Consider the following 14778-nt stretch of genomic DNA (forward strand, 5'->3'; position numbering starts at 1 on the left):
TGGCGGCCGGAAGCCCTTTTCTCGTCCTGCCCGACTGCCCGACTGCCCGACTGCCCGACTGCCCGCCGCCGGCCCGCGCCGGGGCGCCGTTACTGGGACGGCAGCCCCATCAGCGACTTGGCGAACTGGTCGGCGTCGAAGGGGCGGAGGTCGTAAACGCCCTCGCCGATGCCGATGGCGTGCACCGGCAGCTTGAACCGCTCGGCCAGCGAGACCAGGACGCCGCCGCGCGCCGACCCGTCCAGCTTGGTCAGGATCAGGCCGGAGACGTTCACCATGTCGCGGAACACCTCGACCTGATTGTGCGCGTTCTGGCCGGTGGTGGCGTCGAGCGTCAGCAGGGTGGTGTGCGGGGCGCTCTCGTCCACCTTCTTGATGACGCGGACGATCTTGCGCAGCTCCTCCATCAGGCCGGCCTTGTTCTGCAGGCGGCCGGCGGTGTCGATCAGCAGGATGTCCACGCCCTGGCGCCGCGCCTCCTCCAGCGCGTCGAAGGCGAGGCCGGCGGCGTCGGCCCCGGTGTCGCGGGCGATCACCGGGCAGCCGGTGCGCTCGCCCCAGATCTTCAGCTGGCTGACCGCGGCGGCGCGGAAGGTGTCGCCGGCGGCCAGCATGACCGTCTTGCCCTCGGCGCGGAACTGGCGGGCCAGCTTGCCGATGGTCGTCGTTTTGCCGGTGCCGTTGACGCCGACCACCAGGATGACGTGCGGCTTCAGCGCGGCGTCGATGACCAGCGGCTTGGCGACCGGGCCGACGATCTTCGCCACCTCGGCGGCCAGCGTGGCCTTGACCTCCTCCGGGCTGACCTCCTTGCCGAAGCGGGTGCGCGCCAGCTCCGCCGTCACCTTGGCCGCCGTGGTCGGGCCGAGGTCGGCGGTGATGAGCAGCTCCTCCAGCTCCTCCAGCGCCTCGTCGTCGAGCTTGCGCTTGGTGAAGATGCCGGAGATGCCCTCGGTCAGCTTGGACGAGGATTTGGACAGGCCGTCCTTCAACCGGGCGAACCAGCCCTTCTTGGGCTTCTCCTCCTCAGCCGTCAGGGCCGCGGGAAGGTCGTCGCGGACGATCTCCGGCGTGTCCTCGCGCTCCTCCGGCCCGGACGGCGGAGCGATGGGCGGCGGGGGCGGGGTCTCGACCGCGGGCGGCGGCGGGAGTTCGGGTTCCGGCACCGGTTCGGGCTCCGGGGCCGGCGGCTCCTCGGCGACCGGCTCCGCGGGCGCCGGCTCGGCGGGGACCGCTTCCGGGAGCGGGGCGGTCGTCTCGTCCTTGCGGGCTTGCTCTTCGGGCTTCTTGCGGCCGAACCAACGCAGGATCATGGCGTGTCCACTGTTCTCAAAGGGGGGTGCCGGTCAGCGCGCCGCCGGCCACGCCGGTGACTGTGGCGCGCAGGACGGAGCCGGGGGGCCGGGGCGTGCCCAGGCGGATTTCGGCGAAATGCTGGGTGCGGCCGAGATCGTCCTTCTCGACCAGAACGGACACCTCGCGACCGACCAGCGAGGCCAGGGTGCGGGCCTCCGCCTCGGCGCCGCGCGCGCGCAGACGGGCCGCGCGCTCCTTGCGCAGGCCGCCGTCGACCTGCGGCATGCGGGCGGCCGGGGTGCCGGGGCGCGGGCTGTAGGGGAAGACGTGCAGCCAGGTCAGGCCGCACTCCTCGACCAGCCGCAGCGTGTTCTCGAACATCTCGTCGGTCTCGGTCGGGAAGCCGGCGATGAAGTCGGCGCCGAACACCATGTCGGGGCGCAGGGAGCGCACGCGCTCGCAGAAGGCGATGGCGTCGGCGCGGCTGTGCCGGCGCTTCATGCGCTTCAGGATCATGTCGTCGCCGGCCTGGAGCGACAGGTGGAGGTGCGGCATCAGCCGCGGCTCCGTCTCGATCAGGCGCCACAGGTCGTCGTCGATCTCGATGCAGTCGAGCGAGGACAGGCGCAGCCGCGGCAGCTCCGGCACCAGCGCCAGCAGGCGGCGCACCATCTGCCCCAGCGTCGGCGTGCCCGGCAGGTCGGGGCCGAAGCTGGTGATGTCCACGCCGGACAGCACGACCTCGTTGTAGCCAGCCTTCACCAGCGCCTGCACCTGCTCCACCACCGCGCCGATCGGGACGGAGCGCGAGGGGCCGCGGCCATAGGGGATGATGCAGAAGGTGCAGCGGTGGTCACAGCCCTGCTGGACCTGGACGAAGGCGCGCGCGCGGTCCTCGAACCCGCCGATCAGGTGGCCGGCGGTCTCCTTGACCGACATGATGTCGTTGACCAGCACCTTCTCCGCCGGGGCCAGGCCCCAGCTTTCAGGCTGCAGCTTCTCCTGGTTGCCCAGGACCTGATCGACCTCCGGCATGGCGCCGTAGCGCTGCGGGTCGATCTGGGCGGCACAGCCGGTCACCACGATGCGGGCGTTCGGGCGCTCGCGGCGCAGCTTGCGGATGGTCTGGCGGGCCTGCCGTTCCGCCTCCGAGGTCACCGCGCAGGTGTTGACGATGACGACGTCCCCCAGCCCGGCGTTGCGGGCGTGGGTGCGCATCACCTCGGATTCATAGGTGTTCAGGCGGCAGCCGAAGGTGACGATCTCCGGCTCGTTGGTCACAGTGTCGCTCATGCTCTTTCAGCCTAACGGGCGGCCATTCATTCAGGCGGCTGCCAACTCCGCAGACAGCCGCCCGGTGTAGCTGAGGGCGACCGGGCCGGTCATCAGGACGCGGCCGTCCTCACGCCATTCGATGGTCAGGGTGCCGCCGTCCAGGATCACGTCGACCTTGCGGTTGGTCAGCCCGCGGCGGATCGCGGCGACCGCGGTGGCGCAGGCGCCGGTCCCGCAGGCCTGGGTGATGCCGGCCCCGCGCTCCCACACCCGCATGCGGACGGTGGTGGGGGACAGCACCTGGACGAACTCGACGTTGGTGCGCTGGGGGAAGGCCGGGTGATTCTCGAACACCGGACCGACCTCGGCCAGCGGCACCGCCTCGGCGTCGTCCACGAAGAAGACGGCGTGCGGGTTGCCCATGCTGACCGCGGTGGGGCCGGCGAAGCCGCCGTGCGACACCGCGTCGAGGCGCAGCGTGTCGGCCGGTTCCGCCAGCGGGATCTGCGTCCAGTCCAGATTGGCCGGGCCCATGTCCACGGTGATCCGCCCGTTGTCGGCGCGGCTGGCCTGCAGGATGCCGGCGTTGGTCTCGAAGGCGACGCGCTCCGCCCCCGCCTCCTCCATCAGCAGCCAGCCGACGCAGCGCGAGGCGTTGCCGCAGGCCGACACCTCGCCGCCGTCGGCGTTGCGGATGCGCATGAAGCCCGCCGTGCCGTCGGTTTTCGCCGGTTCGATCACGATGAACTGGTCGCAGCCCACCCCGGTCTTGCGGTCGGCGATGGCCCGCACCTCGGCCTCGGCCGGCGAGTACGGCGTTTTGCGGGCGTCGATCACGACAAAGTCGTTGCCGAGCCCGTGCATCTTCAGGAATTCGCGCGTCATGACCGCCGTTATATGGCGACCGGGCCCGCGGAGTCCATGGCCGCACGGGGGGACCGTGGCAAACAGTTCATGGGATCGCCGGAGGGATCAGTGGGTTTCGGCCCCGCCGGTGTCCGCCGTGTCGCCGTCGGTCAAGGTGGCGGGCAGGGTGGCGCCCGTCGCCGGGGGGATGCCCTCCAGCAGGTCGAGCATCCGGGCGAGCATGTCCTCCGACTCGGGCCGCGGCGGCGTTCCGCCGGTCCGCTCCCACGCCTCGTAGTCCCAGCCCGCAGCGCCCATCGCCATGTCGGGCAGCGTGAAATGCCCGTCCATGGTGTGGGTCTGCGGTCCGTCCGCGCGGGACAGCCCGACCAGCAGGGCGATGGACAGGGCAACTCCGGCCACCCAGGCCCACAGCACGTCGCTGTTGTTCATGGCTCCCTCCCGGCTCTTCGCCAAGGCAGGTCGGTGTCGGGGCCGTTCCCGTTGGATGCGCCCCCTTCCATGGACTTCGGGTGTCCGCGGCGGCGCACAATAAGACTTCCGGAGATACCCGGAAGGAGGGAGGCGCCTTCAGTGCTCCGGGGATCAGGCGCCCTTGAAGACCAGATGCTTGGAGGCGGCGAAGTTCAGGAGCATGCCGGACAGCGAGCCGGCGGCGACGGCCAGCACTGGGTGGGCCTCGGCGATCGGCAGGGCGGCCTCCAGCCCGACCGAGACGCCGTAATTCACCACACCGCCGAAGGCGTTGGCGGCCAGGAAGGTGGCCCATTGCCGGTAGAGCGGCGCGTCGGCCGCCCCGCGGAAGGTGAAGGCGCGGTTCAGCGCGAAGGTCGTGGTGGCGGCGGCCAGATAGGCCGGGATGCGGGCGGCGAAGAACTCCAGCCCGGCGCCGAAGACAAGCGCGTAGACCACCGCCGTGTCCACCACCAGACCGACGATGCCGACCAGGCCGAACTTGCCGAACTGCACGGCCAGCCGTCCCAGCCGGCTGTCGGGAAGGGCATCGATGGGGTTGCCCATGGTCAGGACCCGGCCGCCTTGCGGGCCGGATGGACGCCCGGCGCGGGGATGGAGAGGTAGCGCATGCGCTTGGCCTCGCGGCGGCCCAGCGTGACCGTGTCGAGGATCAGCCCGCAGGTCAGGCTGAGGAAGCCCAGCAGCATCAGCCCGGTGGACAGCACGGCGGTGGGCAGGCGCGGCACCAGCCCGGTCTGCAGGTAGGTCGCCACCACCGGCCAGGCGAGGATCACCGACGCCGCGGCGAGGGCGGCGAAGATGGCGAAGAAGAAGGGCAGGGGGCGCTCCTCCTTCACCAGATTGACGATGGTGCGCAGGATGCGGACGCCGTCGCGGATGGTGTTCAGCTTGCTGTGCGAGCCCGGCGGGCGGTCCTTGTAGGGCGCCTTGATCTCGGCGATGGGCATGTTCAGCTCCAGCGCGTGGACGGTCAGCTCCGTCTCCGTCTCGAAGCCGCTGGCCAGCGCCGGGAAGGACTTGATGAAGCGCCGCGAGAAGACGCGGTAGCCCGACAGCATGTCGTGGATGCGGTTGCCGAAGATCAGCGCGACCATGCCGGTCAGCAGCTTGTTGCCGAAGCGGTGGCCGGGCCGGTAGGCCTTGACGATCTCGGTGACGCGGGCGCCGTTGACCATGTCGAGCTGGTCCTCCCACAGCCGCTTGACCATCAGCGGCGCGGAGGGCGCGTGGTAGGTGTCGTCGCCGTCGACCAGCACATAGACGTCGGCCTCGATGTCGGAGAACATCCGGCGCATGACGTTGCCCTTGCCCTGCAACGGCTCGCGCCGGACCACGGCGCCGGCGGCCTTCGCCACCTCCACCGTGCGGTCGGACGAGTTGTTGTCGTAGACGTAGACGGTCGCGTCGGGCAGCGCCCTGCGGAAGTCCTGCACGACGGCGGCGATGGCCGCCTCCTCGTTGTAGCAGGGGATCAGCACCGCCACCACGGGCGCCATGGCGGGCCCTGTGTCCATATCCGTGTCCGGCTCGGTGGTTGGGGCGGCGTACGCCGCAGGGCGGTCGTTGGCAGAGTGGTCGGGGGCAGAGTGGTCAGTGGCAGGGCGGTCGATGGTGGAGACGGTCATGGCGATGCGCTTCGAAACGGTGCCGGTGTAAGGTTAAACAGCACACTCGCCTGATTTAATCCACCGACCTTTCATGGTCCGCCATTCGTTGCACGGCGCAGAGGTTCAGCGGCTCGCCCAGGTTGTTGGGGATGGCGCGGCAGTTGTCCTGCTCGACCCGCAGACCCAGCAGGGCGGCGGCCCTGGCGGCGCCGGGCGTGTCGGGGATGGTGCTGAGCATCAGGAAGCGCCCGCGGTGCGCCCCCACCTTGTCCTGCATCAGGGCGAGGTAGCCGTTGCCGACCGAGTCCGGCTGGAGGAAGTTGGACTGGATGCGCACGAAGGGGATGCGCGGCGGGAAGGCCGGAATGACGTGGGAGATCGCCCAGTAGCCGGCCATCAGCACCATGGTGTCGTCGGGGTCCTCGATGGGCGGCACCGCGGCCTCCACCCAACGGTCGCTCCACGGCACGCGGCCCCAGTCGGCGGGGCGGGCGGTGGCCTGGGCCAGCAGCAGGAGCGCCGCCGCCAGGACGAGCGCCGCCCGGCGCGGCACCGGCAGCAGGCCCGCCGCCACGACGATGGCCAGCGGCGCCAGCATTTCCAGCGGCACCAGATAACGGTAGATGCAGAACATCCCGACCCACAGCGCGTAGGTCACCGCCATGGCGGTCAGCAGGTAGCGGGTGGCGGCGGTGTCGGCCAGTCCCGCAGAGGGATGGCGGAAGGCCCGCCCGAGCAGCGCCAGCGCGGCGGCGGCGGGCACGAGGACGAACAGCACCAGGACGCGCAGGTCGAGGAAGGGCACCTCGCCGACCTTCAGCGGCGCGAAGGGGAAGACCAGCGGAAAGAACAGCCGCTCCAGCCGCGAGTCCGGGAAGAAGCTGACGTTGACGTAGCCGGACAGGGCGGCGAAGGGCGACTTGAAGATCTGGTTCATGTGCGGGAAGACGGGGTTCCCGTACTCCACCCACAGATGGGCCATCCAGAAGCCGCCGCACAGCGCCAGCCCGCCGAGCACCCCGATGCCGAAGGCGAAGGCCAGCCACAGCCGCCGCCAGGGCCGCGCCGGCAGCGCCAGGAAGGCGAGGCAGAGCCCGACCGCGTAGATCACCGTCGGGTTCTTCATCCCCATCGCCGCCCCGGCCAGCAGCCCCGCCGCGGCCGCCCGCGCGAGGGCGCCCGGCGCCGGCCCGTCGACCAGCCGCGGCAGCGTCCCCGCCACCACGACCAGCGCGCCGAGGATGCCTAGGCTGACCATGTTGTCGTGGAAGGTGGTGCCGAGCAGCCCCAGCGTGCCGCCCCCGAAGCCGGCCATCACCGCCAGCAGCGCGGCCAGGGCCACCCGCTGCCCCGTGCCGCCGACGCGCAGCGTGGCGTGGGCCAGCAGGAAGAGCAGCGCCAGGTTCAGCCCATGCAGCGTCCCCCACACGAAGCCCGCCGCGCGCGCCGGCAGATGGCTGGCGAGCAGATAGAAGGGCACGTCCAGCAGGGGGTTGTAGAAGCTGGGCATCTGGGCCGGCAGCATGTCCATGCCCAGCCGCCCGGTCAGCAGGGCGTAGGCGTTGTACCAATGGTAGTTCCGCAGGTCCCAGTTGGCGTCCATGCCGAGCGCCAGCCCGAGCAGGCCGTAGAGCGGCGGGGCCAGCAGCAGAAAGGCGAGCGCCGCGGTGCGCGGGCGGGGAGCGGTGGGGAGCAAGGTCATGGAGGTCGGGGAACCCAGGGAAGCGTCGGCCCCTTGGTAGGCGAGGGGACGCCCCACAGCAAGGACGCGATGCCGGTCCTGGGGCGGGAGCGGGAATTCGGGAGCAATTTCGTTGCGTCCGGCTGTGTTCCGGGATGCGGAATCGCGCGCCGCGAGCGGCATTTGCGGCAAGCTTCCTCTGGCAATGGCGGGACGGGTCTGCTATTCACCGAACTCCGCATGCACACGCTTGCGCCTCTTTTGCGCGACAGGATTCTGGCGATGGAAAAGTTTACGGTTCTCACCGGTGTTGCGGCGCCGCTGCCGATGATCAACGTCGACACCGACATGATCATTCCCAAGCAATTCCTGAAGACCATCAAGCGGACCGGGCTGGGCAAGCATCTTTTCGACGAGATGCGCTACACCCCCGAAGGCGCCGAGGTCGCGGAATTCGTCCTCAACAAGCCGGCCTACCGCAGCGCCAAGATCCTCGTGTCGGGTGACAATTTCGGCTGCGGCTCCTCGCGCGAGCATGCGCCGTGGGCGCTGGCCGATTTCGGCATCCGCTGCATCATCGCGCCCAGCTTCGCGGACATCTTCTTCAACAACTGCTTCAAGAACGGCATCCTGCCGATCAAGCTGCCGAAGGAACAGGTGGACCTGCTGCTCGACGACGCGTCGCGCGGGTCGAACGCCATCGTTTCGGTGGATCTGGAGAAACAGGAGATCACCGGTCCGGACGGCGGCAAGATCAGCTTCGAGGTCGATCCCTTCCGCAAGCATTGCCTGCTGAACGGGCTGGACGACATCGGCCTGACCATGCAGCAGGCCGCCTTCATCGACCAGTATGAAGGCAAGCAGCGCGGCGGCCAGCCGTGGCTGTGGGGCTGATCCGGCCCGGCTGTGGGGGCCAATCGATAAGCGGTCCCACGGCGTCTGGCCGTGGCGGCCTTGCGGACCGGCGGAGCGGGACCCACCTTCCGGCCTGTCGGTCCGCGGATTAGACAACACTGATAAAGTCTCCAATGGGAGTGCGTGCGCCATGCCCGCCAACAAGAAGCTTCTGTTTTTGCCCGGCGACGGGATCGGTCCGGAGGTCATGCGCCAGGTGCGCCGGGTCATCGACTGGCTCGACCGCAAGCGCAACGTCACCTTCGACGTCACCGAGGGGCTGGTCGGCGGCGCGGCCATCGACGCCTACGGTGTTCCCCTGAAGGACGAGACGCTGGCCGACGCGCTGGCGGCGGACGCGGTGATGCTGGGCGCCGTCGGCGGCCCGAAGTGGGACAACCCCACCGACTACACCAAGCGTCCGGAAGCCGGCCTGCTGTCGCTCCGCAAGGAGCTGAACCTGTTCGCCAACCTGCGCCCGGCGGTGGTGTTCGACGCCCTGGTCGACGCCTCGACCCTCAAGGCCGACGTCATCAAGGGCCTGGACATCCTGATCGTCCGCGAGCTGACCGGCGGCGTCTATTTCGGTGAGCCGCGCGGCATCACCGACATCGGCAACGGCGAGCGCCGCGGCGTCAACACCCAGGTCTACACGACCAGCGAGATCCGCCGCGTCGCCCGCGTCGCCTTCGAGCTGGCGCGCAAGCGCGGCAACAAGCTCCACTCGATGGAGAAGGCCAACGTGATGGAATCGGGCCTCCTGTGGCGCCAGGAAGTCACGAAGCTCCATCAGGAGGAATTCTCCGACGTCACGCTGGAGCACATGTACGCCGACAACGGCGCCATGCAGCTGCTGAAGAACCCGAAGCAGTTCGACGTGATCGTCACCGACAACCTGTTCGGCGACATCCTGTCGGACGAGGCGGCGATGATGACCGGCTCGCTCGGCATGCTGCCGTCGGCCTCGCTCGGCGCCCCGGACGCCAACGGCCAGCGCAAGGCTCTGTACGAGCCGGTGCACGGCTCCGCCCCGGACATCGCCGGCCGCGACCTCGCCAATCCCTGCGCGACGCTGCTGTCCTTCGCCATGTGCCTGCGCTACTCGTTCAACATGGACGAGGAGGCGAAGATGCTGGAGAAGGCCGTGCAGAACGTGCTGTCGGGCGGCATGCGCACGGCGGACATCATGGCGCCGGGCATGGCCCGCTGCTCCACGACCGTCATGGGCGACTCGATCCTGCGCGAGCTGGACAAGCTGGCCTCCTGACCGGTTGCGGTCCCGGCCTTACGGGTCGGAGGCCGCCAACCAGCGGACGACGAAAAGAAGGCCCCTCTCCGGTTCCGGAGAGGGGCTTTTTCGTTGGTGCCGTCAGTCGCCTTCGCCCGGGCGTATGGCGGCCCCGCGTCCGCCATGGCTCGCCTGTCCGCCCTTCCGCCCCGCTTCGGCGGCCAGGGATGGGTTCTTGGAGAAGCTGCGGGAGGACGCCGGTACGCTCCGGCCTCCCTTCCGCCCCGCCTCCGCGGCGAGTTCCGGGTTCTTGGAAAAGCTGCGCTTGTCGGCTGGCACGCTTTCCCCGCCCTTGCTGGCGATCTGGCGCTGCCGGTCACGGTCCATCGACGCGAAGCCGCGGTTCGATGTGCGACCGCTCCCGGATTGGACTTCGTCTTGGCCGTTGTCTTTCGAGGCCATCTTCAACCTCCACCTCTGCCACATGTCGGAAAACCAATGGGGGGCGACTTGGTTCCGGAGAGGTCGTGATTCTGATTCCTTTGGCACCCGTAAGTGGCAGGGGACCACATCGGACAGCACCGGGGAACGCTTCGCTTCCCGATCGGTTGACCGGAGAGGGGTAAGCCGAAGCGGGACCACAAAGCAGAAAGGTTCAACGATGGGAGTCGAACTCACGGCCGAACGACGGCTGTTGTCCGAGAAGGAATTCGAACAGGTCCGCCGCAGCCATTACCCGGAGCTGGAGTCCCTGGAACGGGACGAGACCTTGACACTCGCCCGCTGGTTGCGTGGGGAGCGTGACCGGGCGCGCGACATCATCGCCTCGCGCCGCCGTGGACGGCGGGGCAAGGCCAGCGGCGCCGGCCAGCAATCGGCCGACGCCAGCGAGCGTGGCCTGTCCGCCAAGAAGCAGGTCTACGCGCGGGCCCTGAAGCGGGTGAACGGGCGGCTGGAGCGGTTCCGCGCCGAGCGGCGGCGTGAGATCGTCCAGGCCAACCTTAAGGACGCCCTGAAGCGCAAGAAGGAGGCGGAGCCCCAGCATCCGTCGCCCGGACGCACCCCGCGCAAGGGCATGCGTCCAATCCCCAGCGGGCGCCGGACGGTCGAGACCGATCCGCGGGAGATCGGGCGCGTCTCGCAGTTCGTGAAGGACGCCCAGGCACGTCGCGATTCCTGATCCAGTGCCGCGAAGCCGGAGCGGCGGGCGTTAGCCCGCCGCCTCCAGCGCCCGGATCGCCTCGGCCATCGCGACGAGGCGCCGGGCGTTTTCGACATGCAGGTTCTCGACCAGCCGCCCGTCCACCAGCACCACGCCCTTGCCTTGCGCGACGGCCTCGGTGTGGGCCTGGATGATTCGGTGGGCCTGGGCGACCTCGTCCTCGCTCGGGGCGAAGGCAGCGTTGCAAGCGGCGATGGTCTTGGGATGGATCAGCGTCTTGCCGTCGAAGCCAAGCTCCCGCCCCTGGACGCAGGACCCGGCGAAGCCCGCGTCGTCGTTCAGGTCGAGATGCACCCCGTCCAGGATGGCGAGGCCGTAGGCCCGCGCCGCCAGCAGGCAGAGGCCCAGGCTGGTCAGCATCGGCAAACGGTCGCGCGTGTGCGCGGCGTGCAGGTCCTTGGCGAGGTCGGAGGTGCCCATCACCAGCCCGCCCAGCTTCGGGCTGGCCCCGGCGATCTCCCTGGCGTTGAGCATGCCGAGCGGCGTCTCCATCATGCACCAGATGGTCTGTCCGTCGGGCGAGCCGTTGGCGCGCAGCACCGTCTCGGCCTGACGGACCATGTCGGGGCTCTCCACCTTCGGCAGCAGCACCGCGTCGGCTCCGCTGGAGGCCGCCATCACGAGGTCGTCGTAGCCCCAGGGCGTGTTCAGCCCGTTGGTGCGGACCACCAGCTCCCGCCCGCCATAGCCGCCGGCGGCGATGGACGCCTTGATGGTGGCGCGGGCCTCCGCCTTGGCGTCGGGGGCGACGGCGTCCTCCAGGTCGAGGATCAGCCCGTCGGCGGGCAGGCTGCGCCCCTTCTCCAGGGCGCGGGCGTTGGAGCCGGGCATGTAGAGCACGCTGCGGCGCGGGCGGGCGGTGGCGGCCATGGCATTCCCTCAGGCGATCTTGTGTCGTTGCCGCAGGATTAGCCGCCGGAGCGCGCGCTGTCCATGCGGTGCGTAGGGCTGGTCTGCATGGAAACATCCCCAGCGTGTGGCGCGGAGGGTTTAGGATGCGCGCCCAACCTTTCGGATCGTCCGCCCATGAAGACCGTCATTTCGATCCAGTCCCACGTCGCTTACGGCTATGTCGGCAACCGGGCCGCGGTGTTCCCGCTGCAGCGGCTGGGCTGCGACGCCATCGCGGTGAACACGGTGCAGTTCTCCAACCACACCGGTTACGGCGAATGGACCGGGCAGGTCTTCACGGCGGAGCATGTGGCCGACCTGATGGACGGCGTCGCCGCCCGCGGCGTCCTGCCGACCTGCGACGCGCTGCTCTCCGGCTACATGGGCGACGTCGGGCTGGGCCGGGTGATCGTCGAGACGGCGGCCCGGCTGAAGGCGGCCAACCCGCGCGCCGTCTACGCCTGCGACCCGGTGATGGGCGACGTCGGGCGCGGCTTCTTCGTGCGCCCCGGCCTGCCGGAGTTCATCCGCGACCACGCCGTCCCCGCCGCCGACCTGATGACCCCCAACCAGTTCGAGCTGGAGTATCTGACCGGCCGGACGGTGGAGACGCTGGACGACGCGCTGGCCGCCACCGCCGCCCTGCGGGAGCGCGGGCCGCGGCTGGTCCTGGTGACCAGCCTGACCCGCAAGGACGCCGACCCCGGCCACATCGAGATGCTGGCCGACGACCGGGACGGCGCGTGGCTGGTCTCCACCCCGCGCCTGCCGCTGGACCCGTCGCCCAACGGGTCGGGCGACGCGGTGGCCGCCCTGTTCCTGGCCCATTACCTGAAGGCCTTCGACCCCGCCGACGCGCTGGAGCGGGCGGCGGCGGCGATCTACGCCATCTTCCAGACCACCCGCCGGATGGGCACGCGGGAGCTGCAGCTGATCGCGGCGCAGGACGAGTTCGTGAACCCCGGCCAGCGCTTCACGGCCACCCGCGTCCGGTAAGCCACCTATTGCGACACGCGTCCGAGAGACGGCGCGAACAGAGGAACGACATGCGGATTTGCGTCTACGCCGGGTCCAACCCCGGCACCAACCCGGCCTATGGCGAGGCCGCGGAGCAGCTTGGCCGCCAGATGGCGGAACGTGGCATCGGCCTCGTCTACGGCGGCGGGCGGACCGGCCTGATGGGGCGGATCGCCGACTCGGTCCTGGCGGCCGGCGGCACCGTCACCGGCATTATCCCGCAATTCCTGATGGACAAGGAAGTCGGCCACCAGGGCCTTCAGGAGCTGCGGATCGTCGCCACCATGCACGAGCGCAAGGCGCTGATGGCCGAGCTGTCGGACGGTTTCATCGCGCTGCCCGGCGGCATCGGCACGCTGGAGGAGCTGTTCGAGGTGTGGACCTGGGCGCAGCTCGGCCGCCACGACAAGCCCTGCGGCCTGCTCAACGCCGCCGGCTTCTACGACGGGCTGGCCGGCTTCCTCGACCATGTGGCGGGGGAGCGCTTCATGCAGCCCAAGCATCGCGAGATGCTGATCGTCCGGGACACCGCGCCGGGCATCCTGGACGCCTTCGCCGCCTACGAGCCGCCCGCGGTGCGCAAGTGGTTGGACGAGGCCCGCACCTGACGCGGCCAGTCCTCAGGGTTCGAAGAGCTTCTTCATCAGGGCGTTCCAGTCGCGCTTGAACTGGGTGCCGAAATCCGCCTCGGCGACCGCGTTGTTGCGGCCGGCGGGGCGGACGATGGCGGCCGCCTGGGAATCGGGCTGGGCCTTCGCCTTGCGTTGGACGGTGACGACCCGCTTCTTCGGAGGCGGCTCGGGCTTGTGGGCGGGCAGGGGCGCCGCGGTGACCGTGACCGCGGGCGCCGCCCCTGTCTGGGAGTTCCGGGAAAAGGCATCCTTGCACCAGCCGCTGTTGCGCGCCTGGGTCAGCGCGTCGCCGTCGAGCAGCCAGCAGTCGACGCTGCCCGCCCCGGCGGCGGGGGCGGGCTGGATCGGTGCTGTCAGAACAAGCGCCAGCGTCAGTGCACCGCACCGGGACCGCCAAGGCATGCTTCGCCCTCTCCCTCGCCGTTGGACCGACGTTCAGCAATACAACGTCGGGCGCCCCTTTATCTGCGGCGCGAAACGGGAGTAGGGCGGCATCGCCGTGGTAACACGGGCGGAGGCGCGGCGCCCCGGCCCTTCAGGTCAGGTGCTGCTGGCGCAGGTAGTCCTCGGACTGCATCTCCATCAGGCGGCTGACCGTGCGCTCGAATTCGAAGGCGTGGGTGCCCTCGGGGTACAGCCGTTCCGGCGGGCCTTCGGCGGCGACCACGAGGTTGACCTTGTGCTCGTAGAGCGCGTCGATCAGCGTCATGAAGCGCTTGGCCTCGTTGCGCAGCTCGTCCTTCATCGTCGGCACGCCGTGGATCAGCACGGTGTGGAAGTGCGTGGCGATGGCGATGTAGTCGGCCGCCCCCAGCGGCTTGCCGCACAGGCTCCAGAAATCCACCAGGGCGACGCATTTGGCGGCGCAGGCGATCTCCACCTTCCGGCCCTGGACCGACAGATGGGTCGGTTCGCCCCGGGCGCCGTCGGTCAGCGTCGCGAAGGTCTGGCGGATCCTGGCGTCGCTCTCCGGGCCGAGCGGCCAGAAATAGACGGGCTTGCCCTGGAGCCGGTCCAACCGGTAGTCGGTCGGCCCCTCCAGCGCCAGGACGTCGAGCTTTTCCTTGAGCAGGGCGATGAAGGGCAGGAACAGCTCGCGCTGCAGGCCGTCCTTGTAGAGCATGTCCGGCGGCCAGTTGGAGGTCGCGACCACCACCACGCCGAGGTCGAACAGGCTGGTGAACAGCCGGCCCAAAATCATCGCGTCGACGACGTTGGTGACGTGGAACTCGTCGAAGCAGAGCAGCCACGCCTCGTCGGCCAGCGCGCGGGCCAGTTCGGGCAGCGCGTCGTCGGCGTCCTTGCCCTTGCTCTTGCCCGACTGGCGGTGCTGGTGGATGCGCTCGTGCACCTCCAGCATGAATTCGTGGAAATGGACGCGGCGCTTCTTCTCCACCGGGGCGGTGTCGAAGAACAGGTCCATCAGCATCGACTTGCCGCGCCCGACGCCGCCGTACATGTAGAGGCCCTGCGGCGCCTCCACCGGTTCGGAGCGCGGGCGGCCCAGCCCGAACCGCTCCAGCCAGCCGGCCTTCGCCCCGCCGGCCTTTTCGGCGGGCTGCGGGCTGTAGCCCTTCAGCGCCTTGTAGAGGCTCTGGAGCTTCTCGGCGGCCAGCTCCTGGTCGGGGTCGGGGCGCAGCGTTCCGGTGCCGCGGCGGGCCCGGTAGAGCGAAAGCGGTCCGTCAGACATG

Annotated in this window: 16 protein-coding genes; 5 read left to right on the plus strand and 11 right to left on the minus strand. The window is 69.8% G+C overall.

The features are described 5' to 3' along the window. Window positions 1-89 precede the first annotated feature (89 nt). The 7 genes from ftsY to ACWPN5_RS02725 form a co-directional block, all read right to left on the minus strand. Complete coding sequence (gene ftsY, locus ACWPN5_RS02695; RefSeq protein WP_492294102.1) at window positions 90-1313, minus strand: signal recognition particle-docking protein FtsY; 1224 nt, start codon at window positions 1311-1313, stop codon at window positions 90-92. Window positions 1314-1329: 16 nt separating this feature from the next. Beyond that, on the minus strand, window positions 1330-2589 hold the full coding sequence (gene mtaB, locus ACWPN5_RS02700; protein ID WP_103040384.1) for a tRNA (N(6)-L-threonylcarbamoyladenosine(37)-C(2))-methylthiotransferase MtaB: 1260 nt from the start codon (window positions 2587-2589) through the stop codon (window positions 1330-1332). 30 nt (window positions 2590-2619) lie between these two features. Then, a complete protein-coding gene (dapF, locus tag ACWPN5_RS02705; RefSeq protein ID WP_492294105.1) occupies window positions 2620-3456 on the minus strand; it encodes a diaminopimelate epimerase in 837 nt (278 codons plus the stop codon). Window positions 3457-3543: 87 nt separating this feature from the next. Next, on the minus strand, window positions 3544-3870 hold the full coding sequence (locus tag ACWPN5_RS02710; RefSeq protein WP_145682379.1) for a hypothetical protein: 327 nt from the start codon (window positions 3868-3870) through the stop codon (window positions 3544-3546). Window positions 3871-4023: 153 nt separating this feature from the next. Further along, window positions 4024-4458: a GtrA family protein gene (locus tag ACWPN5_RS02715; protein WP_200479923.1), complete on the minus strand. Its 435-nt coding sequence runs from the start codon at window positions 4456-4458 to the stop codon at window positions 4024-4026. A 2-nt stretch (window positions 4459-4460) separates the two neighbouring features. Further along, window positions 4461-5429, minus strand: coding sequence for a glycosyltransferase family 2 protein (locus tag ACWPN5_RS02720; RefSeq protein ID WP_492294107.1), 969 nt, complete (start codon window positions 5427-5429; stop codon window positions 4461-4463). Between the two features lie 166 nt (window positions 5430-5595). After that, entirely contained in the window at window positions 5596-7224 is a 1629-nt protein-coding gene (locus tag ACWPN5_RS02725) for a hypothetical protein (RefSeq protein WP_492294109.1), read from the minus strand. A gap of 261 nt (window positions 7225-7485) precedes the next feature. On the opposite strand from ACWPN5_RS02725, the gene leuD reads away from it, so the two are divergent. Beyond that, window positions 7486-8097 carry a 3-isopropylmalate dehydratase small subunit gene (gene leuD, locus ACWPN5_RS02730; protein ID WP_145677319.1) on the plus strand — a complete coding sequence of 204 codons (612 nt, stop codon included), beginning with the start codon at window positions 7486-7488 and terminating at the stop codon, window positions 8095-8097. Between the two features lie 151 nt (window positions 8098-8248). Next, entirely contained in the window at window positions 8249-9364 is a 1116-nt protein-coding gene (gene leuB / locus ACWPN5_RS02735) for a 3-isopropylmalate dehydrogenase (RefSeq protein ID WP_014241645.1), read from the plus strand. A 102-nt stretch (window positions 9365-9466) separates the two neighbouring features. On the opposite strand, the gene ACWPN5_RS02740 is transcribed toward leuB, so the two are convergent. Beyond that, window positions 9467-9787 carry a con-10 family general stress protein gene (locus tag ACWPN5_RS02740; protein WP_014241644.1) on the minus strand — a complete coding sequence of 107 codons (321 nt, stop codon included), beginning with the start codon at window positions 9785-9787 and terminating at the stop codon, window positions 9467-9469. Between the two features lie 199 nt (window positions 9788-9986). Here ACWPN5_RS02740 and ACWPN5_RS02745 point away from each other — a divergent pair, with 199 nt between their 5' ends. Beyond that, complete coding sequence (locus tag ACWPN5_RS02745) at window positions 9987-10505, plus strand: hypothetical protein (RefSeq protein WP_145682375.1); 519 nt, start codon at window positions 9987-9989, stop codon at window positions 10503-10505. 30 nt (window positions 10506-10535) lie between these two features. On the opposite strand, the gene ACWPN5_RS02750 is transcribed toward ACWPN5_RS02745, so the two are convergent. Further along, complete coding sequence (locus ACWPN5_RS02750; protein ID WP_145682374.1) at window positions 10536-11417, minus strand: HpcH/HpaI aldolase/citrate lyase family protein; 882 nt, start codon at window positions 11415-11417, stop codon at window positions 10536-10538. A gap of 156 nt (window positions 11418-11573) precedes the next feature. Here ACWPN5_RS02750 and pdxY point away from each other — a divergent pair, with 156 nt between their 5' ends. Both pdxY and ACWPN5_RS02760 read left to right on the plus strand, forming a co-directional pair. Further along, entirely contained in the window at window positions 11574-12434 is an 861-nt protein-coding gene (gene pdxY / locus ACWPN5_RS02755; protein WP_145682373.1) for a pyridoxal kinase PdxY, read from the plus strand. A gap of 50 nt (window positions 12435-12484) precedes the next feature. Beyond that, complete coding sequence (locus ACWPN5_RS02760) at window positions 12485-13063, plus strand: LOG family protein (protein ID WP_145677325.1); 579 nt, start codon at window positions 12485-12487, stop codon at window positions 13061-13063. Window positions 13064-13075: 12 nt separating this feature from the next. On the opposite strand, the gene ACWPN5_RS02765 is transcribed toward ACWPN5_RS02760, so the two are convergent. Next, window positions 13076-13489 carry a hypothetical protein gene (locus ACWPN5_RS02765; RefSeq protein ID WP_145677327.1) on the minus strand — a complete coding sequence of 138 codons (414 nt, stop codon included), beginning with the start codon at window positions 13487-13489 and terminating at the stop codon, window positions 13076-13078. A gap of 133 nt (window positions 13490-13622) precedes the next feature. Next, window positions 13623-14777, minus strand: coding sequence for a cell division protein ZapE (gene zapE, locus ACWPN5_RS02770; RefSeq protein ID WP_492294113.1), 1155 nt, complete (start codon window positions 14775-14777; stop codon window positions 13623-13625). Window position 14778 lies beyond the last annotated feature (1 nt).

It is taken from the genome of Azospirillum sp. UENF 211521, from assembly GCF_058780535.1.

Bases quoted from the DNA above. Each gene is read 5' to 3' on its own strand.
- zapE (WP_492294113.1), bottom strand. From the start codon at position 14,777: ATGTCTGACGGACCGCTTTCGCTCTACCGGGCCCGCCGCGGCACCGGA.
- ACWPN5_RS02745 (WP_145682375.1), top strand. From the start codon at position 9,987: ATGGGAGTCGAACTCACGGCCGAACGACGGCTGTTGTCCGAGAAGGAA.
- ftsY (WP_492294102.1), bottom strand. From the start codon at position 1,313: ATGATCCTGCGTTGGTTCGGCCGCAAGAAGCCCGAAGAGCAAGCCCGC.
- ACWPN5_RS02765 (WP_145677327.1), bottom strand. From the start codon at position 13,489: ATGCCTTGGCGGTCCCGGTGCGGTGCACTGACGCTGGCGCTTGTTCTG.
- ACWPN5_RS02760 (WP_145677325.1), top strand. From the start codon at position 12,485: ATGCGGATTTGCGTCTACGCCGGGTCCAACCCCGGCACCAACCCGGCC.
- leuB (WP_014241645.1), top strand. From the start codon at position 8,249: ATGCCCGCCAACAAGAAGCTTCTGTTTTTGCCCGGCGACGGGATCGGT.
- ACWPN5_RS02710 (WP_145682379.1), bottom strand. From the start codon at position 3,870: ATGAACAACAGCGACGTGCTGTGGGCCTGGGTGGCCGGAGTTGCCCTG.
- mtaB (WP_103040384.1), bottom strand. From the start codon at position 2,589: ATGAGCGACACTGTGACCAACGAGCCGGAGATCGTCACCTTCGGCTGC.
- pdxY (WP_145682373.1), top strand. From the start codon at position 11,574: ATGAAGACCGTCATTTCGATCCAGTCCCACGTCGCTTACGGCTATGTC.
- ACWPN5_RS02750 (WP_145682374.1), bottom strand. From the start codon at position 11,417: ATGGCCGCCACCGCCCGCCCGCGCCGCAGCGTGCTCTACATGCCCGGC.
- ACWPN5_RS02740 (WP_014241644.1), bottom strand. From the start codon at position 9,787: ATGGCCTCGAAAGACAACGGCCAAGACGAAGTCCAATCCGGGAGCGGT.
- ACWPN5_RS02720 (WP_492294107.1), bottom strand. From the start codon at position 5,429: ATGGACACAGGGCCCGCCATGGCGCCCGTGGTGGCGGTGCTGATCCCC.
- leuD (WP_145677319.1), top strand. From the start codon at position 7,486: ATGGAAAAGTTTACGGTTCTCACCGGTGTTGCGGCGCCGCTGCCGATG.
- ACWPN5_RS02725 (WP_492294109.1), bottom strand. From the start codon at position 7,224: ATGACCTTGCTCCCCACCGCTCCCCGCCCGCGCACCGCGGCGCTCGCC.
- ACWPN5_RS02715 (WP_200479923.1), bottom strand. From the start codon at position 4,458: ATGGGCAACCCCATCGATGCCCTTCCCGACAGCCGGCTGGGACGGCTG.
- dapF (WP_492294105.1), bottom strand. From the start codon at position 3,456: ATGACGCGCGAATTCCTGAAGATGCACGGGCTCGGCAACGACTTTGTC.